We start from the raw sequence: 15332 nt of genomic DNA on the forward strand, positions 1-15332 counted from the left end.
ACACGTGCCGGCCTCCCCGCGGGAGCGTCCGCAGTTCCCGCCCGGGACGCACCCTGTTGGCTGGAGGGAAACCCGATGAGCATGCAGAGCAAACCCCGCATGGTCGAAGCCGTGATGTTCTTCAACGAGCGCGGCATCTGCAAGGAAATGCTCTTCGCCGAATTCGAGGCCATGCTCGACGGGGTGGTGAACCTCCCCGAGTTCGCCGACCAGCAGATGCGCGTCGCCTACGTGCTGATCAACCCCCGCCTGCTGCTGCGCTCCGTGGTGTTCTTCTACCTGGACTTCGACGAGAAGGGCCAGGCCGACGGTGGCTGGAACATGCCCCTGCGGCACCTGGCCGAGCGCGCCGGCCGCGGTCCCGACCTGGGCGCCGGGCCGATCCGCCTGGCCTGCCGCAGCCAGTGCCCGGTGTCCTGGCACCAGATGCACATGTGGGACCCCAGCCTGTCCCCGGGGCAGAACGACCTGGTGCTGCTGCGGGACGCGGCCAAGCGCAACACCTTGGGCATCCTGGTGGAAGAAGACGCTCCGCCGGTGGAGCCCCAGCGCCTGCAGATGGCCCCGGAAGACACGTGGTACGCCGCCGATCCGTCCCGGGACGTGGCGGAGAAGCTCGCCGCCCAGATGGACAGCGAGCACCGCCTGAAGACCGCGCAACTGATCAAGCAGCAGCGCCTGCGCATCCACAGCCTGACCCAGCAGCACGAGGACGAACTGGCCCGCAGCAAGCTGGCCGCCGAGGAGCAGCAGAAGCTCCTGTTGGCGGAAATCCAGGCCCTGCGCCAGACCCTCAAGCAGCAGGAAGAGCGCCACTCCGCCCTCAAGAGCCAGCTCGCCGCCCAGGCCGACAGCTTCCAGAAGGGCCGCGAGGAAATGACCCGCCAGTTGCGCGCCCTGGAGCGCCACGGGCGGACCGAGGCGGACATCCTCCGCGCCCAGTTCGACGGCGAGCTGCAGGCGAAGGTCGCCGCAGCGGTGGTGGAGCACAAGGAACAGATCGCTATCCGCGACGTGGAACTGGCCTACCGCAACGAACTGGACAGCCAGATGCAGGCGGAGATCGAGCGCCTGCGCCAGGAGCGCGACCGCCTGGCCAGTGCCAGCGGCGACCAGATCCTCGAGCGCCTGGCCAAGCTGGGCGTGGTGTTCGTGGTCTACCACCCCGGCGCCGGCCACCTGACCATTCCCCTGCAGGACATCGCCCGCTACCAGGACAACCCCCTGGCCTACGCCGCGGCCAAGTGCTTCGTCTCCGAGGCCCAGTACCGCCAATGGCTCGGCCACTACCAGCAGCCCACCTGCGAATCGCGCCTGCCCAGTGGCGAGCGCTGCGCGACACCGGTGGAACGGGTGGATTCGCCGAGCCGCTTCGTCGCCGGCGAAAGCAACTGCTGCGCCCGCCACAAGGCCAGCAACCGGCTGCGCACTGTCAGCTGACCTTGCCCCTCGTTCCGCCGGACTGGCGCCCCCTCGCGCCGCTGCAGCCCGTCGCCACCGACTGGCTGGCGCGGGCCGGCGTGGGCCTCGCCCTGCTGCGCCTTGACCTCATCGACCCGCAGCTGTCCGGTAACAAGTGGTTCAAGCTGGCACCCCACCTGGCCCGTGCCGCGGCCGAGGGCGCCGAAGGTCTGATCAGCCTGGGCGGCGCCCATTCCAATCATTTGCACGCCCTGGCCGCCGCCGGCCAGCGCTTCGGCTTCGCCACCGCCGGGCTGCTGCGCGGCACTCCCCAGGACACTCCCACCGTACGTGACCTGCAGGCCTGGGGCATGACCCTGCACTGGCTGGGCTACGCCGGCTACCGGGCCCGCCACCAGGCGGGGTTCTGGGCGCCCTGGCGCGACGCCTACCCCGGGCTGCTGCCGGTGGCCGAGGGCGGGGGCGGCCTGTCGGGCGCCCTTGGCTGCGCGGTGCTGGTGGAGCAGGTCCGCGCCGGGCTGCCAAGCCTGGGCTGGGACGACTACGATGCGCTGTGGGTGGCGGCCGGCACCGGGACCACCCTGGCGGGACTGGTAATGGGGGAGGAGGGCCGCCATCCGGTGCAGGGCGCGCTGGCGGTGCCCGCCGACCACGGGGTGGCCGGGCAGGTGCGCGCGCTGCTGCAGGCGGCGGGGCGCCCCGACACGGGCTATCGCCTGCTGGACGCCAGCCGTGGCGGGTTCGCGCGGCTGGATGCCGACCTAGCGAGGTTCCTCTTCGCCTGGGAAGCCAAGACCGGCATCGCGCTGGACCCGCTGTACACCACCAAGGCCCTGCTGGCGCTGCACGGCGAGGTGGCGGCGGGCCGGGTGGCCCGGGGCTCGCGCCTGGTGCTGGTGCACACGGGCGGCCTGCAAGGGCGTCGCGCCAGCCTGGACCGCCTTAGGGCGCTGGCTGGCTACACTCAGGGCGATGGTCCGCGGGAGGCACCATGAGCGAATCGCTGAACCCCGAACAATTGCGCAGCCTGACGCCGCTCAACCGCTTGTCCGAGCAGCAATGGCGGGAGCTGCGCGGGCAACTGGTGCCGCAACCGCTGCTGGCCGGCCAGTCGCTGTTCCGCCGGGGCGACCACGCCCGCCTGACCTACTACCTGCTCTCCGGTGAGTTGCTGCTGCGGGATGCCGAGGGTCGCGAAGAGCGGCTGGTGGCCGGCAGCGAGGCCAGCTGCCACCCCCTGGCGCCCAGCCTGCCGCGCCTGCAGGAAGCCCTGGCGCTGACCGAGGTGAGCGTGCTGGCTCTGGACAGCGCCACCCTGGCGCGCCTGGTGACCTGGCGCTCGGCCTACCAGGACCTGCTGCTGGAACTGGGTCAGGAGGGCGAGGACGTCGAGTGGCTGGAGCGTCTGCTGGAAAACCCCCTGTTCGCCAAGGTGCCGCCGGGCAATGTGCGCACCATGTTCCGTCGCCTGCGGCGCCTGGAGCTGCTGGCGGGCCATACCGTGCTGCGGGAAGGCGAGGCGGGCGACTGCTGCTACTTCCTCAAGAGCGGCCGCGCCGAAGTGATCCGCGGCGTGGACAGCCAGCATCAGGTGCTGGCCGAACTGGAAGTGGGGGCCTGCTTCGGCGAGGAGGCGCTGCTGTCGGACCGCCCGCGCAATGCCACGGTGACCCTGCTGGAAGAGGGCGTGGTGCTGCAGCTGGACCGCCAGGATTTCTTCGCGCTGCTCAAGGCCCCGGTGGTGGACGAAGTCTCCCTGGGTGAGGCGGCGCGCCTGCTGGACCGCGGCGCCCAGTGGCTGGACGTGCGCTTCCTCGACGAATACCAGCGCGGCCATGCCCGCGAGGCGCTGAACATGCCGCTGCACCTGCTGCGGCTGAAGGCGCGGCTGCTGGACCCGGCGCGGCTCTACCTGTGCTATTGCGACAGCGGCAAGCGCAGCGCCAGCGCGGTCTTCCTGCTGTCCCAGTTGGGCTTCAAGGCCTATGTCCTGCGGGATGGTGTCGACGGCCTGCCCGCCGTGCAGCGCGACGGCCTGCTGTGCGAGACCGGCTCCGGCTACCTGGCCCGCTCCGGGGGGCGCGTCGAGCGCAGCAGCTGAGGGCGTGTGGCCTCCCTTGCTCGTTGGCGTGAATGCTTGATCTCATGGCTCGCCCGGACCGGTAAGTGCAGGCGGCGGGCATGACCTGACACGGAATGAGCGGTTGCCGGATCGGGTTAAGGTTGCCGTCCGACCATGACTTCTGGCCGAGGGCGTTCGCACCCCCGCCGCGAGAGGCTTTGCAAACGCGCATTCGGTGGCGCAGACATTTCGTTAGTCTTTCTGTCCGCACGCGCGGCCCAGGGCCAGCCCGCCACCGCAAGCTCGCCGTCAGGCGGACCGGCCCGACCAGTCGTCATCCACCAGGAACACCCGTTCCACCTCGTTCCATGGGTGGCCATCGGCCGAGGTCAGGCGGGCCAGCAGCCTCGGCGGTGCCGGCTGCGAGGCCGCATCCAGCTCCGGTTCCGGCAGGAAGCGGCCTTCCAGGCGTCCGTCCGTGCTGAAAACGCCCTGGGCCGGGGCGAGCCAGGCCAGGCGTGGCAACTCCACCCAGCGACTCGCGGGTGCTTGGGCCCGCAGGGCCGGCCAATCGCTGCGGCGCAGCCAGCGCCCTCGCAGGTGGGCCGGGTTGGCACCGGGCGGCGCATCGAAGCCAGCGTGCGCGGGGTGGAACAGGTAGCCGGTGAGCCAGTAGCGGGAGCGGGGCGCCCCGAGGCCCCGGCCCGCCAGCAGGGCGAGGGTATCCGGATGGCGGCCCAGGGGCAGCTGGTGCTCCAGCAGGTGGGCCCGCTTGAGGTCCAGACGGTCGCGGCGATCAGGCCCCAGCCAGTCCCGGCCTGGCAGCGCGGCGGGGTCGCCCAGGTAGAACTTCACCGCCAGTTCGATGTGCTGCAGGCCTTCGTCGTCCTCCAGCAGCAGGTCCAGCTCGCCGACGGTGCGCCCGCCCCGGCGCACTGCCAGGTTGCCGGCGTGCAGGCGCACCCCTGGCGCCCGCTCCAGGGCGAAGCGCCAGAGCCGTTCGGAATAGCGACCCAGGCGCCGCTCCGGCACTTGCAGCCACCGTTCCAGCGGAGCGGGGTCCCGCTGCAGCGCCAGCAGCCAGTCCGCCAGGCGTTGCGGGTCCGCCGCCCAGGCGCTGGCGACCAGGGGGTGGCGTTGCTCGCGGGCGTCGTTCAGCAGCGGCGGCGAGACCAGCGTCCAGGCCAGGTCTCGGACGGCGGGCGGGTGCAACCGGCGGGGCAGGTCGAGGAGGGCGAAGAAGGGCGTCATGGCCGCCAGCATAGCCGCTGCGGGCCGCCGCGCGGTTTGCCGCTGCGTCGGGCTTTCGCCCATAATCGAGGCTCCCGCCCGCTGCAGAGAGCCCCATGGAGCAGTTCCGCAATATCGGCATCATCGGTCGTCTGGGCAGCGCCCAGGTCCTCGATACCATCCGCCGGCTCAAGCGCTTCCTGCTGGACCGGCACCTGCACGTGATCCTCGAAGAGACCATCGCCGATGCGCTGCCCGGCCACGGCCTGCAGATTTCCTCGCGCAAGAACCTCGGCGAAGTCTGCGACCTGGTGATCGTGGTGGGCGGCGATGGCAGCATGCTCGGTGCGGCCCGCGCCCTGGCGCGGCACAAGGTGCCGGTGCTGGGGATCAACCGCGGCAGCCTGGGCTTTCTCACCGACATCAAGCCGGACGAGCTGGAAGTGAAGGTGGCGGAAGTGCTCGACGGCGAGTACATCGTCGAGAGCCGCTTCCTGCTGGAGGCCGAGGTGCGCCGCAACGGCGAGGCCATCGGCCAGGGCGACGCCCTCAACGACGTGGTGCTGCACCCCGGCAAGTCCACCAAGATGATCGAGTTCGAGATGCACATCGACGGCCAGTTCGTCTGCACCCAGAAGGCCGACGGGCTGATCGTGGCGACGCCCACCGGTTCCACCGCCTACGCCCTGTCCGCCGGCGGGCCGATCATGCACCCCAAGCTGGACGCCATCGTCATCGTGCCGATGTGCCCCCATACCCTGTCCAGCCGGCCGATCGTGGTGGACAGCAACAGCGAGCTGAAGATCGTCGTCTCGCCGGCCCTGCAGATCTACCCGCTGGTGTCCTGCGACGGGCAGAACCACTTCACCTGCGCCCCGGGCGACGCCATCACGGTGAACAAGAAGTCGCAGAAGCTGCGGCTGATCCACCCCATCGACCACAACTACTACGAGATCTGCCGCACCAAGCTGGGCTGGGGCAGCCGGCTGGGCGGAGTCGACTGATGCACCTGGACCCGCGGCGCGGCTACGACCTGATCGGCGATATCCACGGGTGTGCCCATACCCTCGAACGCCTGCTGGTGGAGCTGGACTACCGGCCCGAAGGCGGCGTCTGGCGGCACAAGCGGCGCATGGCGCTGTTCCTCGGCGACCTCATCGACCGGGGCCCGCGCATCCGCGAGGCGCTGCACCTGGTGCACGGCATGGTGGAGGCCGGCCAGGCCGCCTGCATCATGGGCAACCACGAATTCAGCGCCCTGGGCTGGCACACCCCGGCCCCGGCCGGCAGCGGCCGCCAGTTCGTCCATGAGCACACCCCGCGCCACGCCCGGCTGCTGCAGGAAACCCAGGCGCAGTTCGAGCGCTACCCGGAAGAATGGCGCGACTTCCTCGGCTGGTTCCACCGCCTGCCGCTGTTCATCGACGCCGGGCGCTTCCGCCTGGTGCACGCCTGCTGGGACGCCGAACTGATCGACGGGGTACGGGCCATCCACCCCGACGGCTGCATCGACGAGGCCTTCGTCCGCGAGTCGGCGGTACCCGGCAGCCTGGCCGCCCGGGCTGCCGCCCGCCTGCTGCGCGGTACCGACATGCCGCTGCCCCAGGGCGTCGCCCTCACCGGGCGCGACGGCCTGACCCGCACTGCGTTCCGCACCAAGTTCTGGGAGGAAGACCCCCAGACCTACGGCGACGTGGTGTTCCAGCCCGATGCCCTGCCCGAGCACATCGCCGAGCGCCCCCTGAGCACGGCGCAGAAGGCCAACCTGCTGCTGTACGGCCCCCACGAGCCGCTGCTGTTCGTCGGCCACTACTGGCGGCGTGGCCGCCCGGCGCCGATCCGCGCCAACCTGGCCTGCCTTGACTACAGCGCGGTGATGCACGGCAAGCTGGTGGCCTACCGGCTGGACGACGAAACCCGCCTCGACCCCCACAAGTTCGTCTGGGTCGAGGTGCAGCCACCGGGAGATGCGGGATGAAGCCGGTGGTCGCCCTGCGCCTGCCGCTGGGCCAGGATCTGCGGGGCTTCATCGCCCTGCTGGAGCGCCTGAAGGTGCCCTGCCGGGTCAGCGAGGACGCCGGCGAGCAGGTGCTCTGGGTGCCGGACGGGCACTGGGCGGAAGAGGTGCGTAGCCTCTACGCGCGGCTGCCGGCGGGTGCCCCCGAGCCGCTGCTGGCGGGCACGCCGGCTCCCGCGGGCGAGAGTGCCTGGCGCCGCGCGCGGTCCAGCCCGGTGACCCTGCTGGTGCTGCTGGCCGCGCTGCTGGTGTCGCTGGTCACCCTGATGGGCGAGAACCTCGCCCTGGTGCGCTGGTTCACCTTCCTCGACTTCCACGTCCAGGGTGACTACCTCTGGTTCGCGCCCCTTTCGGACACCCTGTCCGGCCAGTGGTGGCGGCTGTTCTCGCCGATCCTGCTGCATTTCTGGATTCCCGGGATGGGACCGCTGCACTTGGTGTTCAACGCCCTGTGGTACTGGGAACTGGGGCGGCGCATCGAGGCGCGCCAGGGCGGGCTGATGCTGGTGCTGCTGACCCTGGTCTTCGGGCTGGCCTCCAACGTGGCGCAGTACGTCTACGGCGGGCCGGGCCTGTTCGGTGGCCTCTCCGGCGTGCTCTACGGGTTGCTCGGGTATTGCTGGCTGTACCAGTGGCTGGCGCCCCACCCGGCGTTCCGCCTGCCCCGCGGCGTGCTGGCGATGATGCTCGGCTGGCTGCTGCTGTGCCTGACCGGGGTGTTCTCCCTGGGCGGGGTGGCGGTGGCCAACGCGGCCCATGTCGGCGGCCTGCTGGCCGGCTGCGCCAGCGGGCTACTGGGCGGTGCCTTGGCGCGCTGGCGCCGCTAGGCCTCGGCAACAGACGGGAAGAGCGGCGAGGCAGCGCCGGAAGGTCGTCGCCCGGCCCGGCCTTTCCTCGACGGAGGGCCGTGCAGCCCCTAGAATGCCGTCCTTTTCCGCTGTCGCGTTTACCGGGAGATCCTCCATGTCCTCGTTCGCCCACCTGATCAGCACCCTCACCCCGGATGTCTACGAAAGCCTCAAGCTGGCGGTGGAAACCGGCAAGTGGGCCGACGGCCGCAAGCTCACCCAGGAGCAGAAGGAGCTGAGCCTGCAGGCGATGATCGCCTACGAGGCGCAGCACCTGCCGGAAGACCAGCGCACCGGCTACATGGGCGACCAGCACTGCGCCTCCAAGTCCCAGACGATCCCCAACCTCCTGCACGCCTCGGACGCCATCCATTGACCGAGCTGGGCCGCGGCACCCTGAGCAAGCTGTCGGTACAACTCGAATCCCCGGTGCGCTACAGCCTGCGCCTGGGGGAGCAGGACCTGGCGGTGAACCCGTTGATCGGCCGCCGGTTGCGCCTGGAATACCTGGGCGAGATCCACTGCAGCCACTGCGGCCGGCGCACCCGCAAGAGCTTCGCCCAGGGCTACTGCTACCCGTGCTTCACCCGCCTGCCCCAGTGCGACCTGTGCATCGTCAGCCCGGAGCGCTGCCACCACGCGCTGGGCACCTGCCGCGACCCCGACTGGGGCGAGCGCTTCTGCATGACCGACCACGTGGTCTACCTGGCCAATTCCTCCGGGGTGAAGGTGGGCATCACCCGCGCTTCGCAGATCCCGACCCGCTGGATCGACCAGGGCGCCATCCAGGCGCTGCCGATCCTGCGGGTGGCCACCCGGCAGCAGTCCGGGCTGGTGGAAGACCTGCTGCGCAGCCAGGTCACCGACCGCACCAACTGGCGCGCGCTGCTCAAGGGGGACGCCACGCCTCTGGACCTGCCGGCCCTGCGCGACCAGATACTGGATCGCTGCGCCGAGGGCCTGCTGGCCCTGCAGCAGCGCTTCGGCCTGCAGGCGATCCAGCCGGTGACCGACCTGGCGCCGGTGGAGATCCGCTACCCGGTGGAGGGCTATCCGACGAAGGTGGTCAGCCTCGATCTGGACAAGACACCGGTGGTGGACGGTACCCTGCACGGCATCAAGGGCCAGTATCTGATCCTGGATACCGGCGTGATCAATATCCGCAAGTACACGGCCTACCAGCTGGCCGTGCACGCTCACTAGAGGCAAGAAGCCCATGCGTACCGAACAGCCGAAGATGATCTACCTGAAGGACTATCAGGCGCCGGACTACCTGATCGACGAAACCCACCTGACCTTCGAGCTGTTCGAGGACCACACCCTGGTCCATGCCCAACTGGTGATGCGCCGCAACCCCGAGCGGGTGCACGAGGCCGCGGGCGCGCTGCCGCCGCTGGTGCTGCACGGCCAGGAGCTGGAGCTGCTGTCCCTGTCCCTGGACGACCAGGCGCTGGAGGCGGGGGACTACCGCCTGGACGACAACCAGCTGAGCCTGCAGCCGCGGCAGGCGCGCTTCGTCCTGGACAGCAGCGTGCGCATCCACCCGGAACGCAACACCGCCCTGGAGGGGCTGTACAAGTCCGGCAAGATGTTCTGCACCCAGTGCGAGGCCGAGGGTTTCCGCAAGATCACCTACTACCTCGACCGCCCCGACGTGATGAGCCGCTTCACCACCACCCTCAGCGCCGACAAGCAGCGCTACCCGGTGCTGCTCTCCAACGGCAACCCGCTGGCCACCGGCAGCGAGGAGGGCGGTCGTCACTGGGCCACCTGGGAAGACCCGTTCAAGAAGCCGGCCTACCTGTTCGCCCTGGTGGCGGGCGACCTCTGGTGCGTCGAGGACGCATTCAGGACCCACAGTGGCCGCGACGTCGCCCTGCGCATCTACGTGGAGCCGGAGAACATCGACAAGTGCCAGCACGCCATGGACAGCCTGAAGAAGTCCATGCGCTGGGACGAAGAGGTCTACGGCCGCGAGTACGACCTGGACATCTTCATGATCGTCGCGGTGAACGACTTCAACATGGGCGCCATGGAGAACAAGGGCCTCAACATCTTCAACTCCAGCGCGGTGCTGGCCAAGGCCGAGACCGCCACCGACGCCGCTCACCAGCGGGTCGAGGCGATCGTCGCCCACGAGTATTTTCACAACTGGTCGGGCAACCGGGTCACCTGCCGCGACTGGTTCCAGCTGTCCCTGAAGGAAGGCTTCACGGTGTTCCGCGACGCCGAGTTCTCCGCCGACATGAATTCCCGCACGGTGAAGCGGGTGGAGGACGTCGCCTACCTGCGCACCCACCAGTTCGCCGAGGACGCCGGCCCCATGGCCCACCCGGTGCGCCCGGACGCCTTCATCGAGATTTCCAACTTCTACACCCTGACGGTGTACGAGAAGGGCTCGGAAGTGGTGCGGATGATCCACACCCTGCTGGGGGCCGAGGGCTTCCGCAAGGGGACCGACCTGTACTTCGAGCGGCATGACGGCCAGGCGGTGACCTGCGACGACTTCGTCAAGGCCATGGAGGACGCCAACGGCGTCGACCTGACCCAGTTCAAGCGCTGGTACAGCCAGTCCGGCACGCCGCGCCTGGAGGTGAACGAGCGCTACGACACCGAGGCCCGGCGCTACAGCCTGACCTTCCGCCAGAGCTGCCCGGCCACCCCCGGCCAACCGCAGAAGCAGCCGTTCGTGATCCCGGTGGAGCTGGGCCTGCTGGACCCGGCCGGCCACCCGCTGCCGCTGCGCCTGGAAGGCGAGGCGACCGCCGCTGGCAGCAACCGGGTGATCCAGGTGACCGAGGCGGAGCAGACCTTCACCTTCCTCGACGTCCCGGCGAAGCCGCTGCCGTCCCTGCTGCGGGGCTTCTCCGCGCCGGTGAAGCTGAGCTTCCCCTACGGTCGCGACCAACTGATGTTCCTCATGCAGCACGACAGCGACGGGTTCAACCGCTGGGACGCGGCGCAGCAGCTGTCGGTACAGGTGCTGCAGGAGCTGATCGAGGCCCATCGCCGCGGCGACGCCCTGGTGCTGGACCCGCGTCTGCCGGAGGCCCTGCGCAGCGTGCTGGCCGACGACAGCCTGGACCAGGCCATGGTGGCCGAGATGCTCTCGCTGCCCGGCGAAGCCTACCTGGCGGAGATCAGCGAGGTGGCGGACGTGGAGGCCATCCACGCAGCCCGGGAATTCGCCCGCCGCGCCATCGCCGAGGCGCTGTACGAGCCGCTGCTGGCCCGCTACCGGGCCAACCGCGCCGAGTCCCAGCGGGTCGCCTATGCCGTCCAGGCCGACCAGATCGCCCGCCGCAGCCTGCAGAACATCGCGCTGTCCTACCTGATGCTGAGCGCGCGGCCGGAGATCCTCGAGGCCTGCCTCGACCAGTACCAGCACTGCGACAACATGACCGAGCGCCTGACCGCCCTGGCGGTGCTGGTGCAGTCGCCGTTCGAGGACGACAAGGCGCGGGCCCTGGAGGCCTTCGCCGAGCACTTCAAGGACAACCCGCTGGTCATGGACCAGTGGTTCAGCGTCCAGGCCGGCAACCCGCTGCCGGGCGGCCTGGAGCGGGTGCAGGCGCTGATGGGCCACCCGGCCTTCACCCTGAAGAACCCCAACAAGGTGCGCGCCCTGATCGGCGCCTTTGCCAACCAGAACCTGGTGAACTTCCACCGGGCGGACGGCGCCGGCTACCGTTTCCTCGCCGACCAGGTGATCGCCCTCAACGCCCTGAACCCGCAGATCGCGTCCCGCCAGCTGACCCCGCTGACCCGCTGGCGCAAGTACGACGAGGCCCGCCAGGGCCTGATGCGCGGCGAGCTGGAGCGCATCCTGGCCTCCGGCCCGCTGTCCAGCGACGTGTACGAAGTGGTGAGCAAGAGCCTCGCCTGAGGTTCATCGGGGCCGGTTCCCGGCCCCCTCGTTCCTTCCTTTCGCCGGCGCCCGCCGTCGGTGTCCCAGCGGACTCGCCCCGCAGGGCGGGTCGCCGCGCGGCGCCTCCCGCTCCCGTCTTCCTGGCGGCCGCCCGTCGCCGTCCATCATTCAGCCAGTTGCTTTTGCGAGATTCACGCCCCGATGAGCCGTCAAGCACGCGGGTTTCGGCGTAACAAAACATAACGTCCGGTCGATTGTCAGGGCTTCCGAAATCTGGCTAGCATGGGGCCCCTGCCCTGGGCAGTATCACTAATAACAATAAGAGGAATGTGTATGCGTGAGCCCGTTTCGTGGCGCACTCAGTCCGACGTGCTTGAGCAGTGCCCGTCCGCCGCGACGTTCCGCTTCCGCGCTTCACTGGGCAAGGCGTTCTGCTTGTACGCCGCACTGGCCGCCTGTCCCCTGGCGGCGTTTCCCGTATCCCTCCTGGCGGCCGAGCCCGCCGCCGTCTACGCCATCGAATCCCCGCGCGCGGTCCACGGGCTGCTGATCGACGTCGTTCATGCCGGTAGCCGGCTGGTGGCGGTGGGGGAACGCGGCCACATCCTCTATTCCGACGACGACGGCGCCCACTGGACGCAGGCCAAGGTGCCGACCCGGCAGTTGCTCACCGCCGTCTACTTCATCAATGACCGCCATGGCTGGGCGGTGGGCCACGACGCCCAGATCCTCGCCAGCGAGGACGGTGGCGCCACCTGGACCCTGCAGTTCGAGGACCTCAAGCGCGAGGCGCCGCTGCTGGATATCTGGTTCAAGGACGCCCAGGTGGGCTACGCCGTGGGCGCCTACGGGGCGCTGCTGGAGACCACTGACGGCGGCCACGACTGGCAAGACGTCAGCGACCGCCTGGACAACGAAGACCAGTACCACCTCAACGCCATCGCCGCGGTGAAGGACGCCGGGCTGTTCGTGGTGGGCGAGATGGGCAGCATGTTCCGCTCCGCCGACGGCGGCGCCACCTGGGAGAAGATCGAGGGCCCGTACCAGGGCTCGCTGTTCGGCGTCACCGGCACTGCCCAGCCGGGCACTCTGGTGGCCTACGGCCTGCGCGGCAACCTCTACCGCTCCACGGACTTCGGCGCCAGCTGGACGGCGGTCGCCCTGAAGAACGCCAGCGGCGGCACCCTGGAGTTCGGCCTGGCCGGCGGCGCGCTGCTGGCCGATGACTCGCTGGTCGTGGTGGGCCACGGCGGCAGCGTGCTGGTCAGTCACGATGACGGCGCCTCGTTCGCCGTGCTCAACCGGCCCGACCGGCTGTCCCTGTCGGCGGCCACCGCCGATGCCAAGGGCAATCTGATCCTGGTGGGGCAGGGCGGCATTCGCGTCGCCACGCCGACCGGCAGCGACCCCCAACGATAACGCCGGAGCCGAGTCATGAGCATCGTCAGCACCCATCACCAGGACAAGGCGAGCCTGCTGGAACGCCTGATCTTCAACAACCGGCCGGCGGTCATCGTCATCTGCCTGCTGGTCAGCCTGTTCCTGTTCTACCAGGCCCTGCACATCCGCCCGTCCACCAGCTTCGAGAAGATGATCCCGCTCCACCATCCCTACATCGAGAAGATGATGGAGCACCGCAACGACCTGGCCAACCTGGGCAACACCGTGCGCATCTCGGTGGAAGCGCGGGACGGCGACATCTTCAGCAAGGACTACATGGAGACCCTGCGGCAGATCAACGACGAGGTGTTCTACATCCCCGGCGTCGACCGCTCCGGCCTCAAGTCCCTGTGGAGCCCCAGCGTGCGCTGGACCGAGGTCACCGAGGAAGGCTTCGCCGGCGGCGAGGTGATCCCGCAGACCTACGACGGCTCCCCGGCCAGCCTCGACGAGCTGCGCAACAACGTGCTCAAGTCCGGGCAGATCGGTCGCCTGGTGGCCAACGACTTCGGGTCCAGCATCATCGACGTGCCGCTGCTGGAGTCCTACCCGGACCCCGAGGACCAGGGCCACCTGCTGAGCCTGGACTACCGCCAGTTCTCCCATGAGCTGGAAGAGAAGATCCGCGACAAGTACGAGGCGCAGAACCCCAACGTCAAGGTGCACATCGTCGGCTTCGCCAAGAAGGTGGGCGACCTGATCGACGGCCTGATCATGGTGGTGGCGTTCTTCGGCATCGCCTTCCTCATCACCCTGGTGCTGCTCTACTGGTTCACCTGGTGCCTCCGCAGCACGGTGGCGGTGCTGTCCACGACGCTGATCGCGGTGGTCTGGCAGCTGGGCCTGATGCACACCGTGGGCTTCGGCCTCGACCCCTACTCGATGCTGGTGCCGTTCCTGATCTTCGCCATCGGCATCTCCCACGGGGTGCAGAAGATCAACGGCATCGCCCTGCAGTCCAGCGGCGCGGACAACGCCCTCACGGCGGCGCGGCGCACCTTCCGCCAGCTGTTCCTGCCGGGGATGATCGCCATCCTCGCCGACGCCGTGGGCTTCATCACCCTGCTGGTGATCGACATCGGGGTGATCCGAGAACTGGCCATCGGCGCCTCCATCGGCGTGGCGGTGATCGTCTTCACCAACCTGATCCTGCTGCCGGTGGCCATTTCCTACGTCGGCATCAGCCGCAAGGCGGTGGAGCGCAGCAAGCGCGACGCGGTGAGCGAGCATCCGTTCTGGCGGCTGCTGTCCAACTTCGCCCACCCGGCGGTGGCGCCCATTTCGGTGGTGCTGGCACTGGTGGCCGGGGTCGGCGGCTTCTGGTACCAGAAGCACAACCTGCAGATCGGCGACCTGGACCAGGGCGCGCCGGAACTGCGTCCGGATTCCCGCTATAACCGCGACAATGCGTTCCTGATCCAGCACTACTCCACCAGCTCCGACGTGCTGGTGGTGATGGTCAAGACGCCCCGGGAAGGCTGTTCCACCTACGCTGCCATGGAGCCCATGGACCAGCTGGCGTGGAAGCTCAACAACACCGAGGGGGTGCAGTCGGCCATCTCCCTGGTGAGCGTGTCCAAGCAGGTCATCAAGGGGATGAACGAGGGCAACCTCAAATGGGAGGGCCTGTCGCGCAACCAGGATGTGCTGAACAACTCCATCAGCCGCGCCGACGGGCTGTACAACGCCGACTGCTCCCTGGCGCCGCTGCTGGTGTTCCTCGAGGACCACAAGGCCGCCACGCTCAAGCGCGCCGTAGGGGCCGTGGAGCAGTTCGCCGCCGAACACAAGGCGGATGGCCCGGAATTCCTCCTGGCCGCCGGCAACGCCGGGATCGAGGCGGCCACCAACGAGGTGATCGCCCGCTCCGAACTGATCATCCTGATCCTGGTGTACCTGTGCGTCGCCACCATGTGCATGATCACCTTCCGTTCGCCGGCGGCGACCCTGTGCATCATCCTGCCGCTGATCCTCACTTCGGTGCTGGGCAACGCCCTGATGGCCGCCCTGGGCATCGGCGTGAAGGTGGCAACCCTGCCGGTGATCGCCCTGGGCGTGGGCATCGGCGTGGACTACGGCATCTACATCTACAGCCGCCTGGAGAGTTTCCTGCGGGCCGGCCTGCCGTTGCAGGAGGCCTACTACGAGACCCTCAAGTCCACCGGCAAGGCGGTACTGTTCACCGGGCTGTGCCTGGCCATCGGCGTCGCCACCTGGATGTTCTCCGCCATCAAGTTCCAGGCGGACATGGGCCTGATGCTGACCTTCATGCTGCTGTGGAACATGTTCGGCGCCCTCTGGCTGCTGCCGGCCCTGGCGCGCTTCCTGATTCGGCCGGAGCGCCTGGCCGGGCGCGCGGGCGGTTCGCTGCTGGCGCACTGAACCGCGTACGCGGGACACACGATGCCGGGCCTTGGCCCGGCATCGTCGTTTCTGCGGGTTGGG

12 protein-coding genes are annotated in these 15332 nt (G+C 69.2%); 11 read left to right on the plus strand and 1 reads right to left on the minus strand.

Annotated features, from left to right (window positions below; all coding sequences use genetic code 11):
• The first annotated feature begins 75 nt into the window (after positions 1-75).
• From FM069_RS09705 to FM069_RS09715, 3 genes are read left to right on the plus strand one after another with little or no spacing between them, the layout of a single operon-like run.
• Positions 76-1440 carry a chromosome partitioning protein ParA gene (locus FM069_RS09705; RefSeq protein ID WP_143488102.1) on the plus strand — a complete coding sequence of 455 codons (1365 nt, stop codon included), beginning with the start codon at positions 76-78 and terminating at the stop codon, positions 1438-1440.
• A gap of 2 nt (positions 1441-1442) precedes the next feature.
• Positions 1443-2417, plus strand: a complete 975-nt coding sequence (locus FM069_RS09710) for a 1-aminocyclopropane-1-carboxylate deaminase/D-cysteine desulfhydrase (protein ID WP_407681573.1) — start codon at positions 1443-1445, stop codon at positions 2415-2417.
• Positions 2414-3523, plus strand: a complete 1110-nt coding sequence (locus FM069_RS09715; RefSeq protein WP_143488103.1) for a cyclic nucleotide-binding domain-containing protein — start codon at positions 2414-2416, stop codon at positions 3521-3523. Before FM069_RS09710 ends, FM069_RS09715 begins: the two co-directional genes overlap by 4 nt.
• A gap of 270 nt (positions 3524-3793) precedes the next feature.
• On the opposite strand, the gene FM069_RS09720 is transcribed toward FM069_RS09715, so the two are convergent.
• Positions 3794-4798, minus strand: a complete 1005-nt coding sequence (locus FM069_RS09720) for a DUF1853 family protein (RefSeq protein ID WP_143488104.1) — start codon at positions 4796-4798, stop codon at positions 3794-3796.
• A gap of 32 nt (positions 4799-4830) precedes the next feature.
• Here FM069_RS09720 and FM069_RS09725 point away from each other — a divergent pair, with 32 nt between their 5' ends.
• The 8 genes from FM069_RS09725 to FM069_RS09760 all read left to right on the plus strand — a co-directional run bounded on the left by FM069_RS09725 (position 4831) and on the right by FM069_RS09760 (position 15269).
• The gene (locus tag FM069_RS09725; protein ID WP_143488105.1) at positions 4831-5718 is read left to right on the plus strand and encodes an NAD(+) kinase; all 888 of its coding nucleotides are present in this window, start codon (positions 4831-4833) and stop codon (positions 5716-5718) included.
• The gene (locus FM069_RS09730) at positions 5718-6692 is read left to right on the plus strand and encodes a metallophosphoesterase (protein ID WP_143488106.1); all 975 of its coding nucleotides are present in this window, start codon (positions 5718-5720) and stop codon (positions 6690-6692) included. The genes FM069_RS09725 and FM069_RS09730 overlap by 1 nt, the downstream gene beginning before the upstream one ends.
• Positions 6689-7558, plus strand: a complete 870-nt coding sequence (locus FM069_RS09735) for a rhomboid family intramembrane serine protease (RefSeq protein ID WP_143488107.1) — start codon at positions 6689-6691, stop codon at positions 7556-7558. Before FM069_RS09730 ends, FM069_RS09735 begins: the two co-directional genes overlap by 4 nt.
• Positions 7559-7694: 136 nt before the next feature.
• Positions 7695-7955 carry a YeaC family protein gene (locus FM069_RS09740; protein WP_143488108.1) on the plus strand — a complete coding sequence of 87 codons (261 nt, stop codon included), beginning with the start codon at positions 7695-7697 and terminating at the stop codon, positions 7953-7955.
• Positions 7952-8782, plus strand: a complete 831-nt coding sequence (locus tag FM069_RS09745) for a DUF2797 domain-containing protein (protein WP_143488109.1) — start codon at positions 7952-7954, stop codon at positions 8780-8782. Before FM069_RS09740 ends, FM069_RS09745 begins: the two co-directional genes overlap by 4 nt.
• Before the next feature lie 13 nt (positions 8783-8795).
• Positions 8796-11465 (plus strand): aminopeptidase N, encoded by a 2670-nt coding sequence (gene pepN / locus FM069_RS09750; protein ID WP_143488110.1) that lies wholly within the window; start codon positions 8796-8798, stop codon positions 11463-11465.
• 315 nt (positions 11466-11780) lie between these two features.
• Positions 11781-12866, plus strand: a complete 1086-nt coding sequence (locus FM069_RS09755) for a WD40/YVTN/BNR-like repeat-containing protein (RefSeq protein WP_143488111.1) — start codon at positions 11781-11783, stop codon at positions 12864-12866.
• A 15-nt stretch (positions 12867-12881) separates the two neighbouring features.
• A complete protein-coding gene (locus FM069_RS09760; RefSeq protein ID WP_143488112.1) occupies positions 12882-15269 on the plus strand; it encodes an efflux RND transporter permease subunit in 2388 nt (795 codons plus the stop codon).
• Positions 15270-15332: the final 63 nt, after the last annotated feature.

Origin of the sequence: Pseudomonas mangiferae, from assembly GCF_007109405.1 — a bacterium.
In the GTDB taxonomy this organism is placed as follows: domain Bacteria; phylum Pseudomonadota; class Gammaproteobacteria; order Pseudomonadales; family Pseudomonadaceae; genus Pseudomonas_T; species Pseudomonas_T mangiferae.

Bases quoted from the DNA above. Each gene is read 5' to 3' on its own strand.
- FM069_RS09705 (WP_143488102.1), top strand. From the start codon at position 76: ATGAGCATGCAGAGCAAACCCCGCATGGTCGAAGCCGTGATGTTCTTC.
- FM069_RS09715 (WP_143488103.1), top strand. From the start codon at position 2,414: ATGAGCGAATCGCTGAACCCCGAACAATTGCGCAGCCTGACGCCGCTC.
- FM069_RS09720 (WP_143488104.1), bottom strand. From the start codon at position 4,798: ATGGGCGAAAGCCCGACGCAGCGGCAAACCGCGCGGCGGCCCGCAGCG.
- FM069_RS09725 (WP_143488105.1), top strand. From the start codon at position 4,831: ATGGAGCAGTTCCGCAATATCGGCATCATCGGTCGTCTGGGCAGCGCC.
- FM069_RS09730 (WP_143488106.1), top strand. From the start codon at position 5,718: ATGCACCTGGACCCGCGGCGCGGCTACGACCTGATCGGCGATATCCAC.
- FM069_RS09735 (WP_143488107.1), top strand. From the start codon at position 6,689: ATGAAGCCGGTGGTCGCCCTGCGCCTGCCGCTGGGCCAGGATCTGCGG.
- FM069_RS09740 (WP_143488108.1), top strand. From the start codon at position 7,695: ATGTCCTCGTTCGCCCACCTGATCAGCACCCTCACCCCGGATGTCTAC.
- pepN (WP_143488110.1), top strand. From the start codon at position 8,796: ATGCGTACCGAACAGCCGAAGATGATCTACCTGAAGGACTATCAGGCG.
- FM069_RS09755 (WP_143488111.1), top strand. From the start codon at position 11,781: ATGCGTGAGCCCGTTTCGTGGCGCACTCAGTCCGACGTGCTTGAGCAG.
- FM069_RS09760 (WP_143488112.1), top strand. From the start codon at position 12,882: ATGAGCATCGTCAGCACCCATCACCAGGACAAGGCGAGCCTGCTGGAA.